General features: G+C 58.4%; 13 protein-coding genes. 6 read left to right on the forward strand and 7 right to left on the reverse strand.

The features are described 5' to 3' along the window. Nucleotides 1-103: 103 nt before the first annotated feature. Nucleotides 104-1,189 (reverse strand): galactose ABC transporter substrate-binding protein, encoded by a 1,086-nt coding sequence (locus tag LBK75_01420; GenBank protein MDR1156958.1) that lies wholly within the window; start codon nt 1,187-1,189, stop codon nt 104-106. Between the two features lie 380 nt (nt 1,190-1,569). On the opposite strand from LBK75_01420, the gene LBK75_01425 reads away from it, so the two are divergent. From LBK75_01425 to LBK75_01435, 3 genes are all read left to right on the forward strand, one after another. Next, nucleotides 1,570-2,178 (forward strand): biotin transporter BioY, encoded by a 609-nt coding sequence (locus tag LBK75_01425; protein ID MDR1156959.1) that lies wholly within the window; start codon nt 1,570-1,572, stop codon nt 2,176-2,178. Nucleotides 2,179-2,547: 369 nt separating this feature from the next. Continuing rightward, nucleotides 2,548-4,374 carry a TIGR03960 family B12-binding radical SAM protein gene (locus LBK75_01430; GenBank protein MDR1156960.1) on the forward strand — a complete coding sequence of 609 codons (1,827 nt, stop codon included), beginning with the start codon at nt 2,548-2,550 and terminating at the stop codon, nt 4,372-4,374. After that, nucleotides 4,367-5,098 carry a TIGR03936 family radical SAM-associated protein gene (locus LBK75_01435; protein MDR1156961.1) on the forward strand — a complete coding sequence of 244 codons (732 nt, stop codon included), beginning with the start codon at nt 4,367-4,369 and terminating at the stop codon, nt 5,096-5,098. The genes LBK75_01430 and LBK75_01435 overlap by 8 nt, the downstream gene beginning before the upstream one ends. Before the next feature lie 7 nt (nt 5,099-5,105). On the opposite strand, the gene LBK75_01440 is transcribed toward LBK75_01435, so the two are convergent. Then, on the reverse strand, nt 5,106-5,663 hold the full coding sequence (locus LBK75_01440) for a sigma-70 family RNA polymerase sigma factor (GenBank protein MDR1156962.1): 558 nt from the start codon (nt 5,661-5,663) through the stop codon (nt 5,106-5,108). Between the two features lie 12 nt (nt 5,664-5,675). Continuing rightward, nucleotides 5,676-6,974, reverse strand: a complete 1,299-nt coding sequence (locus tag LBK75_01445) for an ATP-binding protein (GenBank protein MDR1156963.1) — start codon at nt 6,972-6,974, stop codon at nt 5,676-5,678. Between the two features lie 274 nt (nt 6,975-7,248). On the opposite strand from LBK75_01445, the gene LBK75_01450 reads away from it, so the two are divergent. Then, nucleotides 7,249-8,877: a recombinase family protein gene (locus tag LBK75_01450; GenBank protein MDR1156964.1), complete on the forward strand. Its 1,629-nt coding sequence runs from the start codon at nt 7,249-7,251 to the stop codon at nt 8,875-8,877. 380 nt (nt 8,878-9,257) lie between these two features. Here the strand turns inward: LBK75_01450 and LBK75_01455 are convergent, their stop codons facing one another. From LBK75_01455 to LBK75_01465, 3 genes are all read right to left on the reverse strand, one after another. Then, entirely contained in the window at nt 9,258-11,687 is a 2,430-nt protein-coding gene (locus LBK75_01455; protein ID MDR1156965.1) for a response regulator, read from the reverse strand. 104 nt (nt 11,688-11,791) lie between these two features. Beyond that, nucleotides 11,792-12,166, reverse strand: a complete 375-nt coding sequence (locus LBK75_01460; protein ID MDR1156966.1) for a response regulator — start codon at nt 12,164-12,166, stop codon at nt 11,792-11,794. Nucleotides 12,167-12,291: 125 nt separating this feature from the next. Next, nucleotides 12,292-13,092, reverse strand: a complete 801-nt coding sequence (locus tag LBK75_01465) for a TetR family transcriptional regulator (protein MDR1156967.1) — start codon at nt 13,090-13,092, stop codon at nt 12,292-12,294. A gap of 223 nt (nt 13,093-13,315) precedes the next feature. Between LBK75_01465 and xth the strand changes: the two genes are divergently transcribed. Next, the gene (gene xth / locus LBK75_01470) at nt 13,316-14,074 is read left to right on the forward strand and encodes an exodeoxyribonuclease III (GenBank protein MDR1156968.1); all 759 of its coding nucleotides are present in this window, start codon (nt 13,316-13,318) and stop codon (nt 14,072-14,074) included. Between the two features lie 38 nt (nt 14,075-14,112). Further along, the gene (locus tag LBK75_01475) at nt 14,113-15,738 is read left to right on the forward strand and encodes an S-layer homology domain-containing protein (GenBank protein ID MDR1156969.1); all 1,626 of its coding nucleotides are present in this window, start codon (nt 14,113-14,115) and stop codon (nt 15,736-15,738) included. Nucleotides 15,739-15,856: 118 nt separating this feature from the next. On the opposite strand, the gene LBK75_01480 is transcribed toward LBK75_01475, so the two are convergent. Next, the gene (locus LBK75_01480) at nt 15,857-16,930 is read right to left on the reverse strand and encodes a response regulator (protein MDR1156970.1); all 1,074 of its coding nucleotides are present in this window, start codon (nt 16,928-16,930) and stop codon (nt 15,857-15,859) included. Nucleotides 16,931-16,954 lie beyond the last annotated feature (24 nt).

Genomic DNA, 16,954 nt, shown 5'->3' on the forward strand with positions numbered 1-16,954 from the left:
GCGAGTTTCCGTATTAGCACAAGCCGGGGCTTTCCCGCAGGGAAAGCCCCGGCCGGGCCATGGTCGTGTTATGCGCCACAAAAGGCGCCGTGCCGCAGATTGATTACTGGACGGGCGCGTACGGAATACGCACGGACACGCCGTCGTCGGCCAGGGTGTACCCCGTGCCTTCCAGCACGTCGGCCTTGCCGAGCGCGGCGTTTGTGGAGATGGCCACAACCGCTTTGCCCATGGCGTCGCCGTCCTGCTTGACGGTCGCGGCCATTTTGCCGGTGTTGATGGCCTCAAGGCCCGCGTCGGTGGCGTCCACGCCGATGACGGGGATCCACTTCTCACTGTTGGCCGCCGTGTTGTAGCCAACGCCGTTCAGCGCAGCGATCACGCCGAGGGCCATGTCGTCATTGTTGCAGAAGACGGCCTCAATCTTGCCTTCCTGCGCGCCGAGGATGGCCTCCATCTGGGCTTGCGCCTGATCGGACGCCCAGTTGGCCACCACGGGCTCGCCGTTGATATTTTCCATCGTCATGCCGCGGGCCTCTGCCTGGCTGATGGAATACGCGGTGCGGGCCTCCGCTTCGGGGTTGCCCGGCTCGCCCTTAAAGACGAGGAACTGGCATTTGCCATCGCCGCTCAGGTCAAAGTCGGGGCTGGCCGCCCAGAGGTCGGCCAGCAGGTCGCCCTGCATCACGCCGGCTTCGGAGGCGGTGGTGCCGATGAAGATGCTGCCGGAAGACTCCATGACGGACTTATCGGGCTCACGGTTGAAGAACACTGCGGGGATGCCGGCCGCGACCGCTTTATCGGCCAGACCCTGTGCGGAACCGGCGTCAACGGCGTTGATCACGATAACGTCCACGTTCTTCTCAATGAGAACGTCCAGCTGGTCATTCTGCTTGGACTGGTCACCCTGGCCGTCCTGCATGTCCAGTGTGATCTTCACGGAGGACGCCTGGGCATACTTATCGATGGCCGCGCGAACGGTGGAGATGTAAGTGTCGTCGAATTTATAGATCAGGACGCCAAAGGTGACTTCGTCGGCAGCGGGGGGCGGAACGGACTCGGGTGGGACGGGCGTGTTGGTATCGCCGCTTGCCGGCGGGGTGGGTGTGGTGGTGTCTGCGGGCGTGCCGCAAGCGGCCAGAGAGAACACCAACAGCAGAGAGAGGCCGATGAACAAGATCTTTTTCATGGAATAAACCCTCCTTATTATGATGCGGCGACGTATAGGCTTACGAGACCGCACAGTTCGTCACTGGGAGCTTCCAGTGACATACCCATTATACTTCAAGATTTTTAAAATTTCCAGAGATATTTTTCAAAATTTCCAGAGAAAATTTTCGTTTATACGAGATAAAAAGAATTTTTATACAATTTATCGCAACATTAATTGTATATTATCACATGTCCCAATATATTGGGATCACAACGCGAAATTGTTTTTTCTCCGCACCGCGCAGGTCCGCATCGAATATGTATTCACAATTGTCAATATAAAATTTTTTTATATTGACAATTGGCTGTGCCTTCTTTTATAATGCTATTATTGAACGAGTTTAAGGAGGATGCGATATGCCGCCGACACCGCAGACCGCTGCGCCGAAGACCGCGGAACATCCGCCCGCGCCGAAGGCGCCGCCGCACGGGGCAAAAGGTATCCGGGCGCGCGATCTCGTCTTTTGTGCGCTGTTTGCCGCGCTGAGCGCGGTGCTGTCTCCGCTCACAATCCCCATTGGGCCCGTACCCGTCGGCCTTGCGCATGTGTCGATCTTTCTGGCGGCGGGTCTTTTGGGCGCGAAATACGGCGCCGTGAGTCAGGTGGTATTTGTGCTGCTCGGCGTTATGGGCGTCCCCGTGTTCTCGGGCTTTCGCGGAGGACTCGGGGTGTTGGCCGGCCCCACGGGCGGGTTCATTGTGGGGTATATCCTGTGCGCGTTCCTCGTCGGTCTGTGGCTTGACCGCCGCGGCCGGTCGCTGCGCGTGCTGGTGCCGGCGATGGTTTGCGGCCAGCTCGTGACGTACCTGCCGGGCCTTCTCTGGTACATGTATCTGACACAGACGGGCCTCGGCGCCGCGCTGCTCGTCTGTGTTCTCCCGTTTTTTGTGGGCGACGCCGCAAAAATCGCGCTCAGCGCCATATTGATCCGCAAACTCTGGCCACGTCTGCACCGCGGACCATGAAAAAAAGCCTCAGGGTCTGTCGAAAAATAACCTGTACATTTGACTTGCCCTTTTGCGCCCCGGCCGCGTTGCCGGAACCCTTGAATACTACAAGTATTCGCGGAACCAAGCGCCTTGCCGGGACACAAAATTGCTGCGCCAACTGCACACTTTATTTTCCGACAGACCCTTATCGCAAGGCGGCCATGCAGGCCTGCGGCGCCGGCGTCCGCTTTCGCCGCGGAGCAGATTGAAAAAAGACCGCAAATCTGGTACAGTAAGGGGTATGGACGCACGAAACGCGCCAGACCCCACTTTTTACGGTTGAATTTGGTAAAAATTGGTATATTTATGGAACTTGAAGTCGGCGAAAGGAATTGCGAAGCGGTGATGAACAGACTTGAGGATCTCCTGCCCACATTGCGCAAGCCCGCCCGCTATGTGGGCGGCGAATACAATGCCGTCATGAAGAACAAGGACGCGGTCGAGCTGCGGGTGGCCTTTTGTTTCCCCGACACGTACGAGATCGGTATGTCACACCTCGGGACACGCATTTTGTATGGACTCATGAACGAGCTGGACTTTGTCTGGTGCGAGCGGGCGTTTGCTCCCTGGACGGATATGGAGACCATGCTGCGGACGGAGCGCCTGCCGCTGTGGGCGCTGGAGAGCGGCGACCCGCTTTCGGCCTTCGATGTGTTGGCCTTCACGCTGCAATATGAGCTTTCCTATACCAATGTGCTGAACATGCTCGATTTGGGGGGGCTGCCCATACGTGCGGCGGACAGGGACGATGCTGCGCCCTTAGTCATTGCCGGCGGCCCCTGCGCCTTCAACCCGGAACCCATGGCGGACTTCATCGATCTGTTTGTGATTGGGGAGGGGGAGGAGGTCACGGCGGAACTCATGGATTTGTTCCGCGCGCGCCGGCGTCACGGCTGGTCCAAGGCCGAGACGCTGCGCCGGGCCGTATTGCTGGAGGGTGTGTATGCACCCTCGCTGTATGCGGTATCTTATCGGGAGGACGGCGCCGTGGCGGCCGTGGCGGCGCAGCCCGGCGCGCCCGCGCGGGTGACAAAGCGCATTGTGCGGGACCTAGACAGTGTGTATTTTCCCGTCAAACCGCTGGTGCCAAACACCGAGGTGGTACACGACCGGATCATGCTGGAGCTCTTTCGCGGCTGCATCCGGGGCTGTCGTTTTTGCCAGGCGGGGTTCACGACGCGTCCGGTGCGCACCCGCTCGGTGGAGACGCTGGTGCGGCAGGGTCTCACGTCGCTGGCCGCCACCGGGTACGAGGAAATCTCGCTGACATCGCTCTCGACGAGCGACTACCGGCCGCTTGAGGGTCTGTGCGACGCTCTGCTAGGCGAGTGTCAAAAGCGCCGAGTGGGGCTGTCTCTGCCTTCACTGCGGGCCGACTCCTTTTCGCGCGCGCTGATGGAGCGGGTGCAGTCGGTGCGCAAGAGCGGCCTGACCTTTGCCCCCGAGGCCGGGAGTGCCCGTCTGCGGGATGTCATCAACAAGAACCTGACGGAGGAGGACCTGATGCGCGCCTGCGGCACCGCCTTTGAGGGCGGGTGGAACCATGTAAAGCTTTATTTCATGTGCGGGTTGCCCACAGAGACCGATGAAGATCTCGCCGGCATTGCGGACCTGGCCCACAAGGTGTATGCGCTGGGCCGTGCCACGGCGGGTCGGGCGCGCGGCGTGGGCGTCACGGTGAGCACAGCCTGTTTTGTGCCAAAACCCCACACGCCGTTTCAGTGGGAGGCGCAGGACAGCGTAGCGGTCTTTGCCGAGAAGCAGGCGTTCTTGCGCGCCCGGCTCAGAAAGCAGATCACCTTCCGCTGGCACGCCGCCGACACGAGTTTTCTGGAGGGCGCGTTGGCCCGCGGCGACCGTCGGGTGGGCGCGGCGGTGGAGGCGGCCTGGCGGAGCGGCTGCCGTCTGGACGGCTGGAGCGAGTGCTTCTCGTCGGAGGCCTGGCACAAGGCCTTTGCGTCGTGCGGGCTCTCACTGGCCTTTTATGCGGCCCGCACGCGCGCCGAGGACGAGGTGCTGCCTTGGGCGCACATCTCCGCCAGTGTGGACAATGCGCACCTGTGGCGGGAACGGACGCGCGCCTACGCCGGCACGGCTTCGCCGAACTGCCGGGAACATTGTCTCGGTTGTGGGGCATCCCGTCTGCTCGCGGGGGGTGTCTGTGATGGATAATCTTGTAAGCCCTGGGGTGCACACGCCGGACGATGCCAGAGCGGAGCCGGCGGTCCGCCGCAAAATGCGGCTGTTGTTTGAAAAGACGGGACCCGCCCGGCTCATCTCGCACCTCGACCTGATGCGTACGCTGCAGCGCGCCTTTGCCCGGGCCGAACTGCCGCTGGCCTTTTCAGAAGGATTCAATCCGCATCCGTACCTGTCCATCGCCCGTCCGCTGTCGGTGGGGGTGGAAAGCCGGTACGAGCTGCTGGATTTCGGTTTGGCTGATGCGGTGGATCCGGATGCGCTGCCGGCGTGCCTGAACTGCGTGCTCCCCGCCGGCGTGCGGGTGCGGCGCGCCTACCCGGCGTCGGAGGGCCGGAAATCTTTCGTCGACATCGCCTGGGCCGGTTATGAGATCCGCCTTGCATGGGGCCGCTCGGCCGCCCACGCGGCGGATGGCCTGCGCGCCCTCTTTGCCGGGGGTCCGCTGCCCGTCCTGAAGAAGAGCAAGCGGGGAGAGCAGACGATTGACATCGCGCCGCTGATCCGGCTATTTGCGCTGACGCCGGAGGAGGAGGGCCTGCTGTGTATGGACGCGGTGCTGGCGGCGGGCGCCGCCTCCTTGAATCCGTCGTATGTCCTCGAGGCCATCCGGCGTCACGCCCCGGCGCTGTGGCCGGACCGTCAATCGGTGCTCCGCGTTTCCCTGCTGGACGCCGACGGGACGCTGTTCGTATAAAGGGCGGTCAGGGGACCTCGCTCTCCTGCGCCCGGTAAGCGGCCTCCAGTTTCCCAAGCGCCTTCTTCTCCAGCCGCGACACATAGGAGCGGGATATATGCAGATGGACCGCCACTTCCCGCTGTGTCAGCGGACAGGCCCGGTGCAGGCCGTAACGCAGTTCGATGATCTCCCGTTCACGGTCGTCCAGTGTCTCCTGCACGAGGCGGCGCAGTAACACGGCGCTCTCCGCCTTCTCCATTTGTTCCAACACCAGGTCGTCGGCCGACAGCACATCGATCAGTGCCAGCGCGCCGCCTTCCTTGTCCGTATCGATCGGTTCGCTCAGGGAGATCTCCCCGGCGCGGCGGCGCTGGCGGCGGAAGTACATAAAAATTTCATTTTGGATGCATTTACAGGCATAAGTGGGCAGCTTGACATCCCTTTCCGGCCGGTAGGACGAAATGGCCTTGATGAGGCCGATCGTACCAATGGAGAGCAGGTCGTCCTGATCCGACGCGGTGGTGTAATATTTTTTGAACAAACCAAGCGAAAGGATATTTTGAGTTGATTTGTTTGCAAACAAATCAACAGACCCTTAATATGACTCCAACGTTTCTACCGCCCAAAGCGGAAGATTCAACAGCCAGTCGTCCTGCTTATAATCCGCCATAGAGGTACGAATGGACACAGTTGGATTGAACTTCTCCCGGTATGCCTTTAAACTTTTTGCCTGCAAATTGACCTCGGCTTTGACCTCGATGGGGATGATGACGCTGCCTGTATCGACGACGAAGTCTACCTCGGCGGTACCGTGCTCGGCCGTCCAGTAGTGTGTTTGGATGCCTTTCAGCGTTTTGAGCTGCTGCAACACGTATTGCTCGGTCAGCGCGCCCTTGAATTCCCGAAACAGCTTGTTGCCGTCCAAAAGAACACCCTGGCGAAGCCCCACAAGACAGGAGAGCAGCCCCACATCCACCAAAAACAGCTTGAACGCTTTTAGATCCTCGTAGGCCTTTAGGGGCAGGTGAGGGGCGGTAACCCGATGCACCTTGTGGACAAGCCCGCAGTCGGTCAGCCAAAGCAAGGCGAGTTCATATTCCTTCGCCCGCGCGCCCTCTTTGACGAGCCCGTACATGAACTTCTTGTTTTCCCGGGTCAACTGCGCCGGAATGCTGCTCCAGAGCATCCGGATGTGCGGCACCACTTCGTTGGGTGCGTGTTTGGAAAAATCCTGCTCATAAGCGGCGAGAATACGCTGCTGAATCTCTCGGACTTCATTAAAGTCCCTGTTCTCACAAAAACTCAGCACCACCTCCGGCATACCGCCCACATAGTAGTAGTGCTTCAACAGGTCAATATAATCCTGTTTAAAGGTGACAGCCATCTCAAAATCGCCTTTTTGCAGCAGCGCTGCAAACTGTTCCTTGCCCATTGCCGCCATAAACTCAAAAAATGACAGTGGACACAAGTCGAGAAACTCCACTTTGCCCACGGGGAACGACGTGCCTTTGTGCAGCGCCACGCCCAGCATGGAACCGGCGCAGACAATCTGATATTGCGGCGCGTCCTCATCGAAATATTTCAGGCTGGTCAGCGCCCTTGGTACCTCCTGCACCTCATCGAAAATCAGCAGCGTGTTTTCAGCATCGATCTTGTGCCCGGCGTAGAGCTCCAGGCCGGTCGTCAGACGATCGATTTCTAAGCTGCCCTCAAATAGATTCTTCATCCGTTCGTTGTTGTCAAAGTTGATGTAGACCACCTTGTCATAGTAGGCGGCCCCAAATTCTCTCATCAGCCAGGTCTTGCCCACCTGACGGGCGCCGCGTATGATCAGAGGCTTGCGACGGCGTTTCGCTTTCCACGCCTTCAAGTATTCCATTGCCGTACGATACATAGTGATCACTCCGCATAAAATCTAACCACATTATAGCATATAATAACAAAAAATCAAGCGATTTTTTGCACCCGTATTTTTTGCACCTGAAAATCATAAAGTCTTGGAGAGGTGATGGTGATGGAAAGTGTGCGAAGAGACATTCTAGCCGCTTTGCTGAAACGGCTTTTTGCACGGGGACTCATTGCGGAGTCGACATACCAAGCGGCCAGAAATTCTCTGGATTCTTCCCTGAGTGGGCCGAAGGCATGTTTGACAGAGGGGGCGACGGCGGATGGAGGTTCGAAAAATACGGGCTGAAATGCGGCAGGGACGGTCGATTTTCGACCTGCCGCTGCGAGTTACCTTCTACGCGAGGGTGTCCACAGAAAAATGCGAACAGCTCAACAGCCTTGAAAACCAGATACAGTATTATACGGAGCTGATTGAAAGCCAAGCAAATTGGACATACGTCGAAGGGTATGTCGACGAGGGAATCAGCGGGACAAGTACAAAAAAGCGGGATCGTTTCAATCGGATGATAGCGGACGCCAAAGCGGGGCGCTTTGACTTCATCATCACGAAGGAAATATCCCGCTTTTCACGCAGTACGCTGGACAGCATCCGGTACACGCAGGAACTTCTGGAACACGGCGTGGGCGTACTGTTCCAGAACGACAACATCAATACGCTGGACTCGGACAGCGAGTTTCGGCTGGTCGTCATGGCCGGCGTCGCCCAAGACGAAGTGCGCAAACTCTCCGAACGCCTGCAATTTGGTTTTCGCCAGTCCATCCGTAACGGCCGCGTGCTGGGCAACGACAAGATATGGGGCTATGACAAAAAAGACTGCCAATTGACCGTCAACGAAGAAGAAGCGGAAGTGGTGCGTCTTATCTTCGATCTTTATGCCCAGCAGGGTTTGGGCCTCCGCCGTTTGTCACGGACGCTCTATAACATGGGTCACACCAGCCGCAAGGGCAACGAGTTTAACGTGCTGACGATCCGACACATCCTCACAAACCCCAAGTACAAGGGTTGGTACTGCGGCCACAAGACGCAGTCCCTCGACTATCGCAGCAAAAAAACCGCCTGCCTCGATGAAAGCGAATGGATTACCTATCCGGACCCGAATGTGCCCGCCATCGTCTCCGAGGCGCTCTGGGACAGGGCCAATGCCCTTTACAAATCCCGCGGCGCGCAGATGAGGTCCCATCAGAGCGCGGCGACATTTCACAACCGCTATGCTTACAGCGGCAAGCTCATCTGTGAAGAGCACAAAACCGGCTTCCACCGGCGGGTGCTCAAAAGTGCCGGTGGAAGCAAAGAGGTTTGGCAGTGCCGCGTTTACCGCCAGCGCGGGCGCGCGGCCTGCGCCGCGCCGCAGCTTCGGACGGCGGAACTGGATGAGATCATGGCGAAGATTTTTACCGGTCTCATACGAGATCCCAAAGCCATTGTTGACGCACTCGCCGCCGTCATCCGAAATGTATCCGACGAACGCGGCTGCGAGCGTGACACCGCGAAACTGGAAGCAGAGATGACTCGGATACAGGCAAAAAAAGAGCGTTTGTTGGAGATGAGCGTGGCGGACGCTCTCAGCATATCGGAATTTAAAAGCCGCAACGACAGCTGCAACAAACAGCTGTTTGCAACAAAAAAAAAGCTGGACGCCCTGCAGGCTGAACGGACAAAGTCCGCCGCCACAGAGAATCCGGCGTCAATCAAGGCCGCCCTTCAGCGGGAACTTAATTTTGCCGACGGCATCCACTCCGAGCTGGTGGTAAGCATATTGGACCGTATCGTAGTCAAGAAGGACAGTACCAAAGAGGATATCCACTTGGAAATCCACCTGAAGTGCGGACATCCGCGGGATGTGCGTTTTCGGCGGGAAAAATCGTCCCTCCGCTTGATGTGTTTTTAATGACGTGTGCGACAAGACGCATATTTTTTTCGATCAGCAGCGCACGCATGCTCAGGTCCCCGGCGGCAAGTCGTTCGAGCGCCTCCTTCTCCTCCCGCGCGGAGAGCGGGCGCGGGAAAGATCCCGTCGGTCCGCCCAGGCGCAGCGACAGGGAGAGTCCGTGCATGAGCAGCAGCAGCGCGATAGAGAACATATCGGCCTCCTCCTTGCGCCTCACGGCGCAAGGGAGGGCGGCGGCTCAGCGCCGCGCGCCCTCCCTACTGTTGGTCGCGGGAGGGAGGCCTGCCCGGGACTGCCAGCCCCCCGCGTAATGTACTCTATGAGGCGGGTCGATTGTCCTATACGGTTTTTTTGCCCGCCGCCGGCCCGGGCTCTCAGCTCTATACGGTGACCTTGTCCTGCGCGGGAAGCAGACCGGTGAGTTCCCGACAGACGTCGGCGGCGGTGTCGTAATCGAAGGACGCCACCAGTTCGCAGAGCGCAGCCAGCCGTTCCTCCATCAACTCGTTGTAGGCGGCGTGCCGCAGGGCAGCAGCGGCGGCGTCCGCCCGGTCCGTGTCGCACTCAAGGCAAGCCTGTGCCAGCGTGTCCAGCGTCTCCCGCAGCCGGCCGGTATCGATGGCCTGTTTCTCTTCGGTCCCGACGGCCTCCGTGAGAGACGTCTTCGCCAGCGCCGCGCCAAAGTCCTCCGCAGCGCGGCAGAAAGGGTCCGTCTGCCGCCGCGTCGTGTCTTCGTCGCCGTCTTTGGCCGCCTGCTCCAGCCGAAACGCCCATTCGGCCAAAGACGCGTGACCCAGGTTGGCACAGACACCCCGCATCGCGTGTACCGCGATCGCGTAGTCGCTCCACCGCTTGTCTCCGGCAAAGGCGCGGAGATCGGCGAGCCCCTGCGAAAGTCCTTTGCAAAACTGGCGCAGCACCCGAATGTAAGTCTCGCGGTGGCCATTCACATGGGAGAGGCCGGCCTCTACGTCCAGCCCCTCGACATTGGCGAGTACGGCCAGCAACGGTTCGTACCGGCTGCCCTCCGCCGGCGCTTCGTCGGCGCCGTCTATCGATTCTGTTCGGCTGATCTTGTCGGCCGGCAACCAGCGGGCTAGGATCTTATTCATCTCCGGGGCTTCGATGGGCTTTAACAGATAATCATTCATGCCGGAGGAGAGAAAAAGTTCGCGGCTGTCGCCCACCGCGTTCGCGGTCAGCGCGATGATGGGCAGATCTTCATAGCGCCCACCCAGTGCTCGGATGTGTGTGGTGGCCTCGACGCCGTCCATGATCGGCATCATGTGGTCCATGAATACGAGATCGTAGGCCTCCGCCTGCACCTTTTCGATGGCCTCCACGCCGTTGACCGCCGTGTCCGCCTTGATGCTGTGCGTCGCCAAAAAGCCGAGGGCTACGGTGAGATTGATCGAGTTGTCGTCCACCACCAGAATCTTGGCTTCCGGCAACGCGATGACGCGTCGGACGTCGCCCTCAAGAACCAGATTGGCGGGATTGCCCTCGATAAGCGGCAGCAGGATCGTGAAGACGGACCCTTTGCCGTACTCGCTGGAGATCAGAATCTTGCCCTCCATCATGTCCACAAGCCGTTTGGTGATCGAGAGCCCCAGGCCGGTGCCAACGATACTGCGGTTTTTGACATTGTCGAACTGCTCAAAAGCGTCGAACAATTTGGGGATATTCTCCGGCTGGATCCCGATGCCCGTGTCTTCCACCCGGATCGAGAGGACGTCGCGGCCGTCGTCCCCGGGCACCCGGCGCACGTCCAGCAGCACATGGCCCGCACGCGTGTACTTGAGGGCGTTGTTTAAGATGTTGGTGACCACCTGCCGAATGCGCACTTCGTCTCCAAACAGGACCTGCGGGACGTCGTCCTCCAGATGGCAACGGAATTGCACCGGTTTTTCCGACGCTGTGAACTTCATGAGCGAACAGAGGTTGTCGTACATGATGAAGAAGTCGAAATCCGCGGGAACCAAGTCGAGTTTTCCGGCTTCGATCTTCGAAAAATCCAGAATGTCGTTGATGATCTGCAACAAAAAATGAGACATTTTGCGGATGTCGGAAAAGTAGCGCTGCTGTACCTCATCCAGATTTTCGGTGTGCACCAGGGCGCTCATGCCGATGATCGCGTTCATCGGCGTGCGGATCTCGTGACTCATGCTGGCCAGGAAATCGCTCTTGGCCCGGTTGGCCTGTTCGGCCTGCTTTTTGGCCCGCAGCAGATCGGTGGTGTCGTTGAGCTGTAAGAGGATGCCGTCAAAGTCACCCCCTTTGTCGAACATCGGCGACGTGTGGACGATGTAGTTGCGAACGTCGCCGCGGCGCCCCAGATCGATCACGATCTCCGCGTGGATGATCCGGTTTTCCTCCAGGGCGCGCATAAGCATCCGGTTCGTTTGGTCAAGCAGCGACTCGTCGTCCATGGCCATCCGATAGACCTCTTCGTAGGTGCGCCCGTTGATCCACCCGAAATTCTCGATTCCGGCCGCCTTGAGGAAGGAATCCGTACAATAGGCAAAACGGCCGTCTTTGTCAAGCAGGATGATGATGTCCTCGCAGTGCGCGAGCAACATGTTCAAATACTTCTCCTGCCGAGACTTCTCGGTGAGCAGGGCGTTCGTGAAACGCGTGCGCACGGCAAACGCGCGTTCCATGCGGTTCATGGTTTGAAGCGATACGTCCATCTTCCGGTTCAGCTTGGCAATCTGCCTGGTGAGCGCCGCATTTTCCGCGCGCAGGCGCGCCAACTCGTCTTCGGCCGACTCCGCGGTCGTCTCCGGGGCGGTGTTGACTCTCTCGTCCATAGTCGGCTCCTTTAATAACGTGGGTTGCACCTGCAACCCACAACCCAAATTCTTGTTTTTGTTGCCGCGAAGCGGCAACAAAAACTATAATATAGATCAAAAGATCACGCAAGGCCGAGCACGCGCCGCACCTTTTCCCGCAGGGCCTGCGAATCAAACGGCTTGACCAGATAGTCCTTCGCGCCGACTTTGGCCGCGCGGGCGATGAAATCCCGCGTGGCGTGCGCGGTTACAAAAATAACCGGGATATCTCGGAAATCCGGGCTCTTTTGCAGCTCGTTCATCACGTCGAACCCCGAGAGCCCCGGCATCTCGATGTCCAGCAAGATGAGATCAACCTGGATGCGCGCGAGCGCCGAGAGAGCCATTTGGCCGGACTTGGCCAGTCGCACCGAGAACTCATCGGAGAGGAGACTCTGGAGGATTTGCAGATTGGTCGGCATATCGTCCACCGCCAGAATGATTTTTTTGTTTTCCAAAGAATCGCCTCCTACGATATAGGTGTGCCGACTTCCCTGAGCCCCGGTGCGCCCAGAGAATAAACACACCCGCTTATACTATACTAAAGCCGCCGGGGAATGTCAATTTATTTCAGAGGCGCCCTTCAGTGCGCGTCGATGGAAACCGGAGCGTTTAAGTCCGTGATGTTGTGCATCAGGTACTCGCCCAATCGCTTTTGGTACCGGTCGAGCATTGTGATATGGCTTGTATCGGCGTCGATCAGCCAGATCATAAAGGCGAAGCAGCGAAGCATGACACGGTACATGGCCATCTCCTGGATGTCCATCGGTGCGAACCGGCCGATCTCCACCGCCCGCTCGAAGACATGCGATACATACTGCAGACTGGAGTCCCAGAAGATGAGCTGAAAGATCTCCTTCGCGTGGTCGTCGATGAACGCGCGCTGAAAGATGATCTTGGTACAGGTGAGCATCAACTCCCGGTACTCCGGCCTGAAATCGTAATAGACGCAGTCGAAGATCTCCTGCAGAGTACCGTTGCGCAAGATTGGCTCAAGTTCATCCACGGTGGGTCTATCCACCGTATAATAGTGGGCGAAGAAGTCGTAGATGGCGTCCAGAATTTCCTGTTTGGACTTGAAATGGTTGTAGAACGCACTCTGTGTGATGCCGACTTGGTCTGTGATGTCCTTCACCTTGACAGTGTCGTAGGAGTGGGTGGAGAAGAGCTCCACCGCTTCTTCGAAGAGCTTCTTTTTTGTACCGCGAAACATGAGATGCGACGTGTTGGAGCGGATGGGGCAGGGGGTGGCGGACGGAATGAACCAAATGCCGCCGCGCTTCACAGCATCTGGAATTTTCTCATTTCGGCACAGACGCTGGACATATTTGTCCGAAATATCCCATCTCTTTGCGATCTCTTCCACGGTCAGGTAATCAAACATGGACATTCCTCCGAAATCTGAAATTTTTGAAATTAATGATATAGCTGTTCAAATTGATCTCTCATGAAGACAAGATTGTAATATTGCATTCATATTATAACACCTTATCCTGGAAAAATCAAATGATTTTCCACGTGTTTATACTTTGTTCAAAAATAGAGGCGCCCGATTGCACATGAGGCGGTCTTGTGATATACTGGACAAAACGGGGAGGGAGTGGACGATGAAGCTGGTATCGTGGAATGTCAACGGGCTGCGCGCCTGTCTGGGCAAGGGTTTTTTGGAGAGCGTTCGGGCGCTGGACGCGGACGTTTTTGCGCTGCAGGAGACCAAGATGGCGCCCGGCCAAGCGGAGATCGACATGCCCTGTTACGCGGAGCATTGGAACACGGCGTGCAAAAAGGGCTACTCCGGCACGGCGGTGTTCACGCGCGTGCCGCCGCTGTCCGCCGCGACGGACATGGGCGTGGCTGAACACGATAAAGAAGGTCGGATCATCACATTGGAGTTTCCGTCTTTTTTCTTTGTGAACGTTTACACGCCCAACGCACAGCGGGATCTCGCGCGGCTTGCGTACCGCATGCGCTGGGAGGACGATTTTAGGGCATTTTTATGCGGCCTGGATGCGCAAAAGCCCGTGGTTGTCTGCGGAGACTTAAATTGCGCCCATCAAGAGATCGATCTCAAACATCCGGCCGCCAACCGCCGCAACGCCGGGTTCACGGACGAGGAGCGTGCCAAGCTGACGGCACTGCTGGAAGCGGGATTTGCCGATACCTTTCGTACGCTCTACCCGGACAGGCGCGACGCTTACACTTGGTGGTCGTACTTTTCTCAGGCACGCACACGAAATGTGGGCTGGCGCATCGACTATTTTCTGGTGTCCCGGCGCCTGCTGCCCCATGTGCGGGAGGCCGCCATCCACCCCGACGTCCACGGCAGCGATCACTGCCCGATATCTTTGACAATTGACGACAATTGATGATTGATGTGATGGAATGACAGGGGAGGGTGGCGTTGATGAGGCGTGTTGCGGCGGTGGTTGTTTTGTTGGCGTTTGCGATTGGGGGGGCCCGGGGCCGGCCGGCGCGGGCCGCGGCCGATTTTGCGGATGTGCCGTCGGACCACTGGGCGGCGGCGTACATACGTGAACTGCGCGATCTTGGCGTCACAGACGGCGTGGGCGACAACCAGTTCGGCCTCGGCCGGTCCGTCACGCGGGCTGAGTTCGCGTCGTTTTTGTGCAAACTCATGCGCTGGGAGGAGATTCGGCCCGCACAGGGGCACTTTGAGGACAGCCGCGACGGCGCGTGGTACTACGGATTTATCGAAACGGCGCTCGCGCACGGGGCCATTGCGGCGGATGCGCCGCGGTTCAGGCCGGATGAGCCCATCACGCGGGAGGACATGGCGGTGATGGTCGTGCGCACGCTGGGTTATGACGCATTGGGGATACGCCTGGCTGTACTCGGCAGCCCATTTCCGGATGTGACGGGGCATGCCGGGTACATCACGGCGGCCAAAGATCTGGGCATCATCGACGGTATGAGCCCCACACGCTTTGCGCCCGGTGAGACCGCCCTGCGTGAACACGCGGCGGCCATGATGATGCGGATGTACCGGCTGGAACAAAATCGGGCCGGTTTTTCCAACGCCTTCTATGCAGTTCGCTCCGCCGGGCAGATGGACCTGGTGTCCTCGTTTGACGCGGTGAGCTTCGGCTGGAGCCGGCTGACGCTGTCCGGCGGGGTTTTGACGCTCGACAGCGCCGCGTCGGGCGGCAGCGAGTATGCCGTACCGGACGGCTACGAAGAGCCGTTCGGCAAAGCCTCGGGAGAGACCCTGCTGATGGCCGCGGTGAGTGCGGCGGACAGTGTGGCGATCATCGGCGACGGCGCGCTCCGGGCGCGGGCGGCACAGCTGCTGGCGGACGCGGCGCGCGACGGGGTCCCAGCCGCGTCGGGCGGGCGGCCTGTCTTCGATGGGATCGTCGTCGATTTCGAGACGCTGCGCGGGGTGCAGGCGCAAAACGACTTCAATCGTTTCCTCACCGATCTGCGGGCGCGGATGCCCGCGGGCCGGCGCCTCTACGTAGCCGTTCACCCGCGGCGGCGGCCCGGCGTGGCCGTCTATGACGGTTATGACTATCGGACAATCGGCGCGCTGGCGGACAAAGTGATCTTGATGGCACACGACTATTATCCCAAGCGTCTGACCCAGGCCGAGCGGGAGGCCGGTGTGACGCATACGCCGGCGGCGCCGCTGGATGAAGTATATTACGCGCTGCGCGCGATCTGCGACCCCGACACGGGGGTGGCGGACCGGAGCAAGGTTCTGCTGCAGATTTCTTTTGACGCCGTGCAGTGGAAGATGCAAAACGGCGTGATTCTCAACGAGACGCCTTACGCGCCCGCGTACAGCGCCATTGAAGCCCGTATTCAGGCCGGAGCCTCCGTCACGTTCGACCCGGTGGCTCAGAGCCCGTGCGTCGCCTTCCGCGACACGCAAGACAAGACCGACAATATTATATGGTACGAGGACGCCCGCAGCGTGAAAGCCAAGGCCCAACTGGCCGCGCGCTTCGGCCTCGGTGGTCTGTCATACTGGCGCCTGGGACTCATCCCAGACGGGATCGTCGTCGACTGACCATATCCGTCTGCTGCGTCGCCGCTCTCCCCAACTATACAAAATAAAAATTTTGTATAGTTGGGGAGAAGGATTCAAGACGACCATGCCAGGCACAGTTTTTTGACGCCCGGACTCGCTATTGGCTCTGTGCGATCTCTGCGAACTGTCGGGCCACTTTGTGGAACACCGTGACCAGAATCGGATCGAAATGGGCGCCTTTTCCCTCGTCGATGATTCGCTCGGCCTCTTCGACGGAAAACGGTTTTTTGTAGGGGCGCGCGGAGATCAGCGCGTCGTATACGTCGGCAATCGCCATCAAACGTCCCTCCAGAGGAATTTCTTTTCCTCTCAGGCCAGCCGGATAACCGGAACCGTCCCATTTTTCGTGATGTGTGCCCGCGATAATTTTTGCGTGATGCAAAAATGCGTTTTCCGCCGTGGTCTGTTCGATCCGCCGAATGACATCCACCCCGACCGACGCGTGATTTTTCATCTCCTCAAACTCCTCCGACGTAAGTCGGCCGGGCTTGTTCAGAATCAGATCGCTGATGGCAATTTTACCCACGTCGTGGAGCTGTGCCGAGGGGAGCAGGAATTCCAGATCCCAGCCGGATATTTCATCTTGATAGATATCTTCCTCCAGCAGTTTATCCAGCAGCAATTTCAGGTATTTCTGTGTACGGATCACATGGCCGCCGGTCAGCCCGTCCCGAAATTCCACCATCTCCGCCACCGTGCTGAGCACCGCGTTTTGCAGTTCTACCACCTGCGCGGTCTTTTGCCGGACCATCTCCTGCAAATTGTCGTTGTAATGTTTCAGTTCTTTTTTCTGCGACACAATCAGCAGGTGATTTTCAATGCGTTTGAGCAGCAGCGGCGCGCTGAAAGGCTTTGTCACATAATCGATGGCACCGAGACGCAGCCCCTCCAGTTCGCTGTCTTCGCCAATCTTTGACGTCAGAAAGATGACTGGAATATCCGTCATTTTTTCGTCATTTTTAAGTGTTTGAATGGCCGTATATCCGTCCATGTCCGGCATCTCAATGTCCAGAAGAATCAGATCAGGCATTACGTTTTTCAAGAGTTCAAAAAGCTTGACCGCCGAGGGGATTGGGTATACTTCGTAGGTGTTTTTCAACATATTCTTGCCGATGGAAAGATTTGCCATATTGTCGTCCACCAGCATGACCTTGTAACGTCTGTTTTCCATAACGTGCTCCTTTTCAACCCTATG

The sequence above is a fragment of the Oscillospiraceae bacterium genome, assembly GCA_031265355.1.
In the GTDB taxonomy this organism is placed as follows: Bacteria; Bacillota; Clostridia; order Oscillospirales; family UBA929; genus JAIRTA01.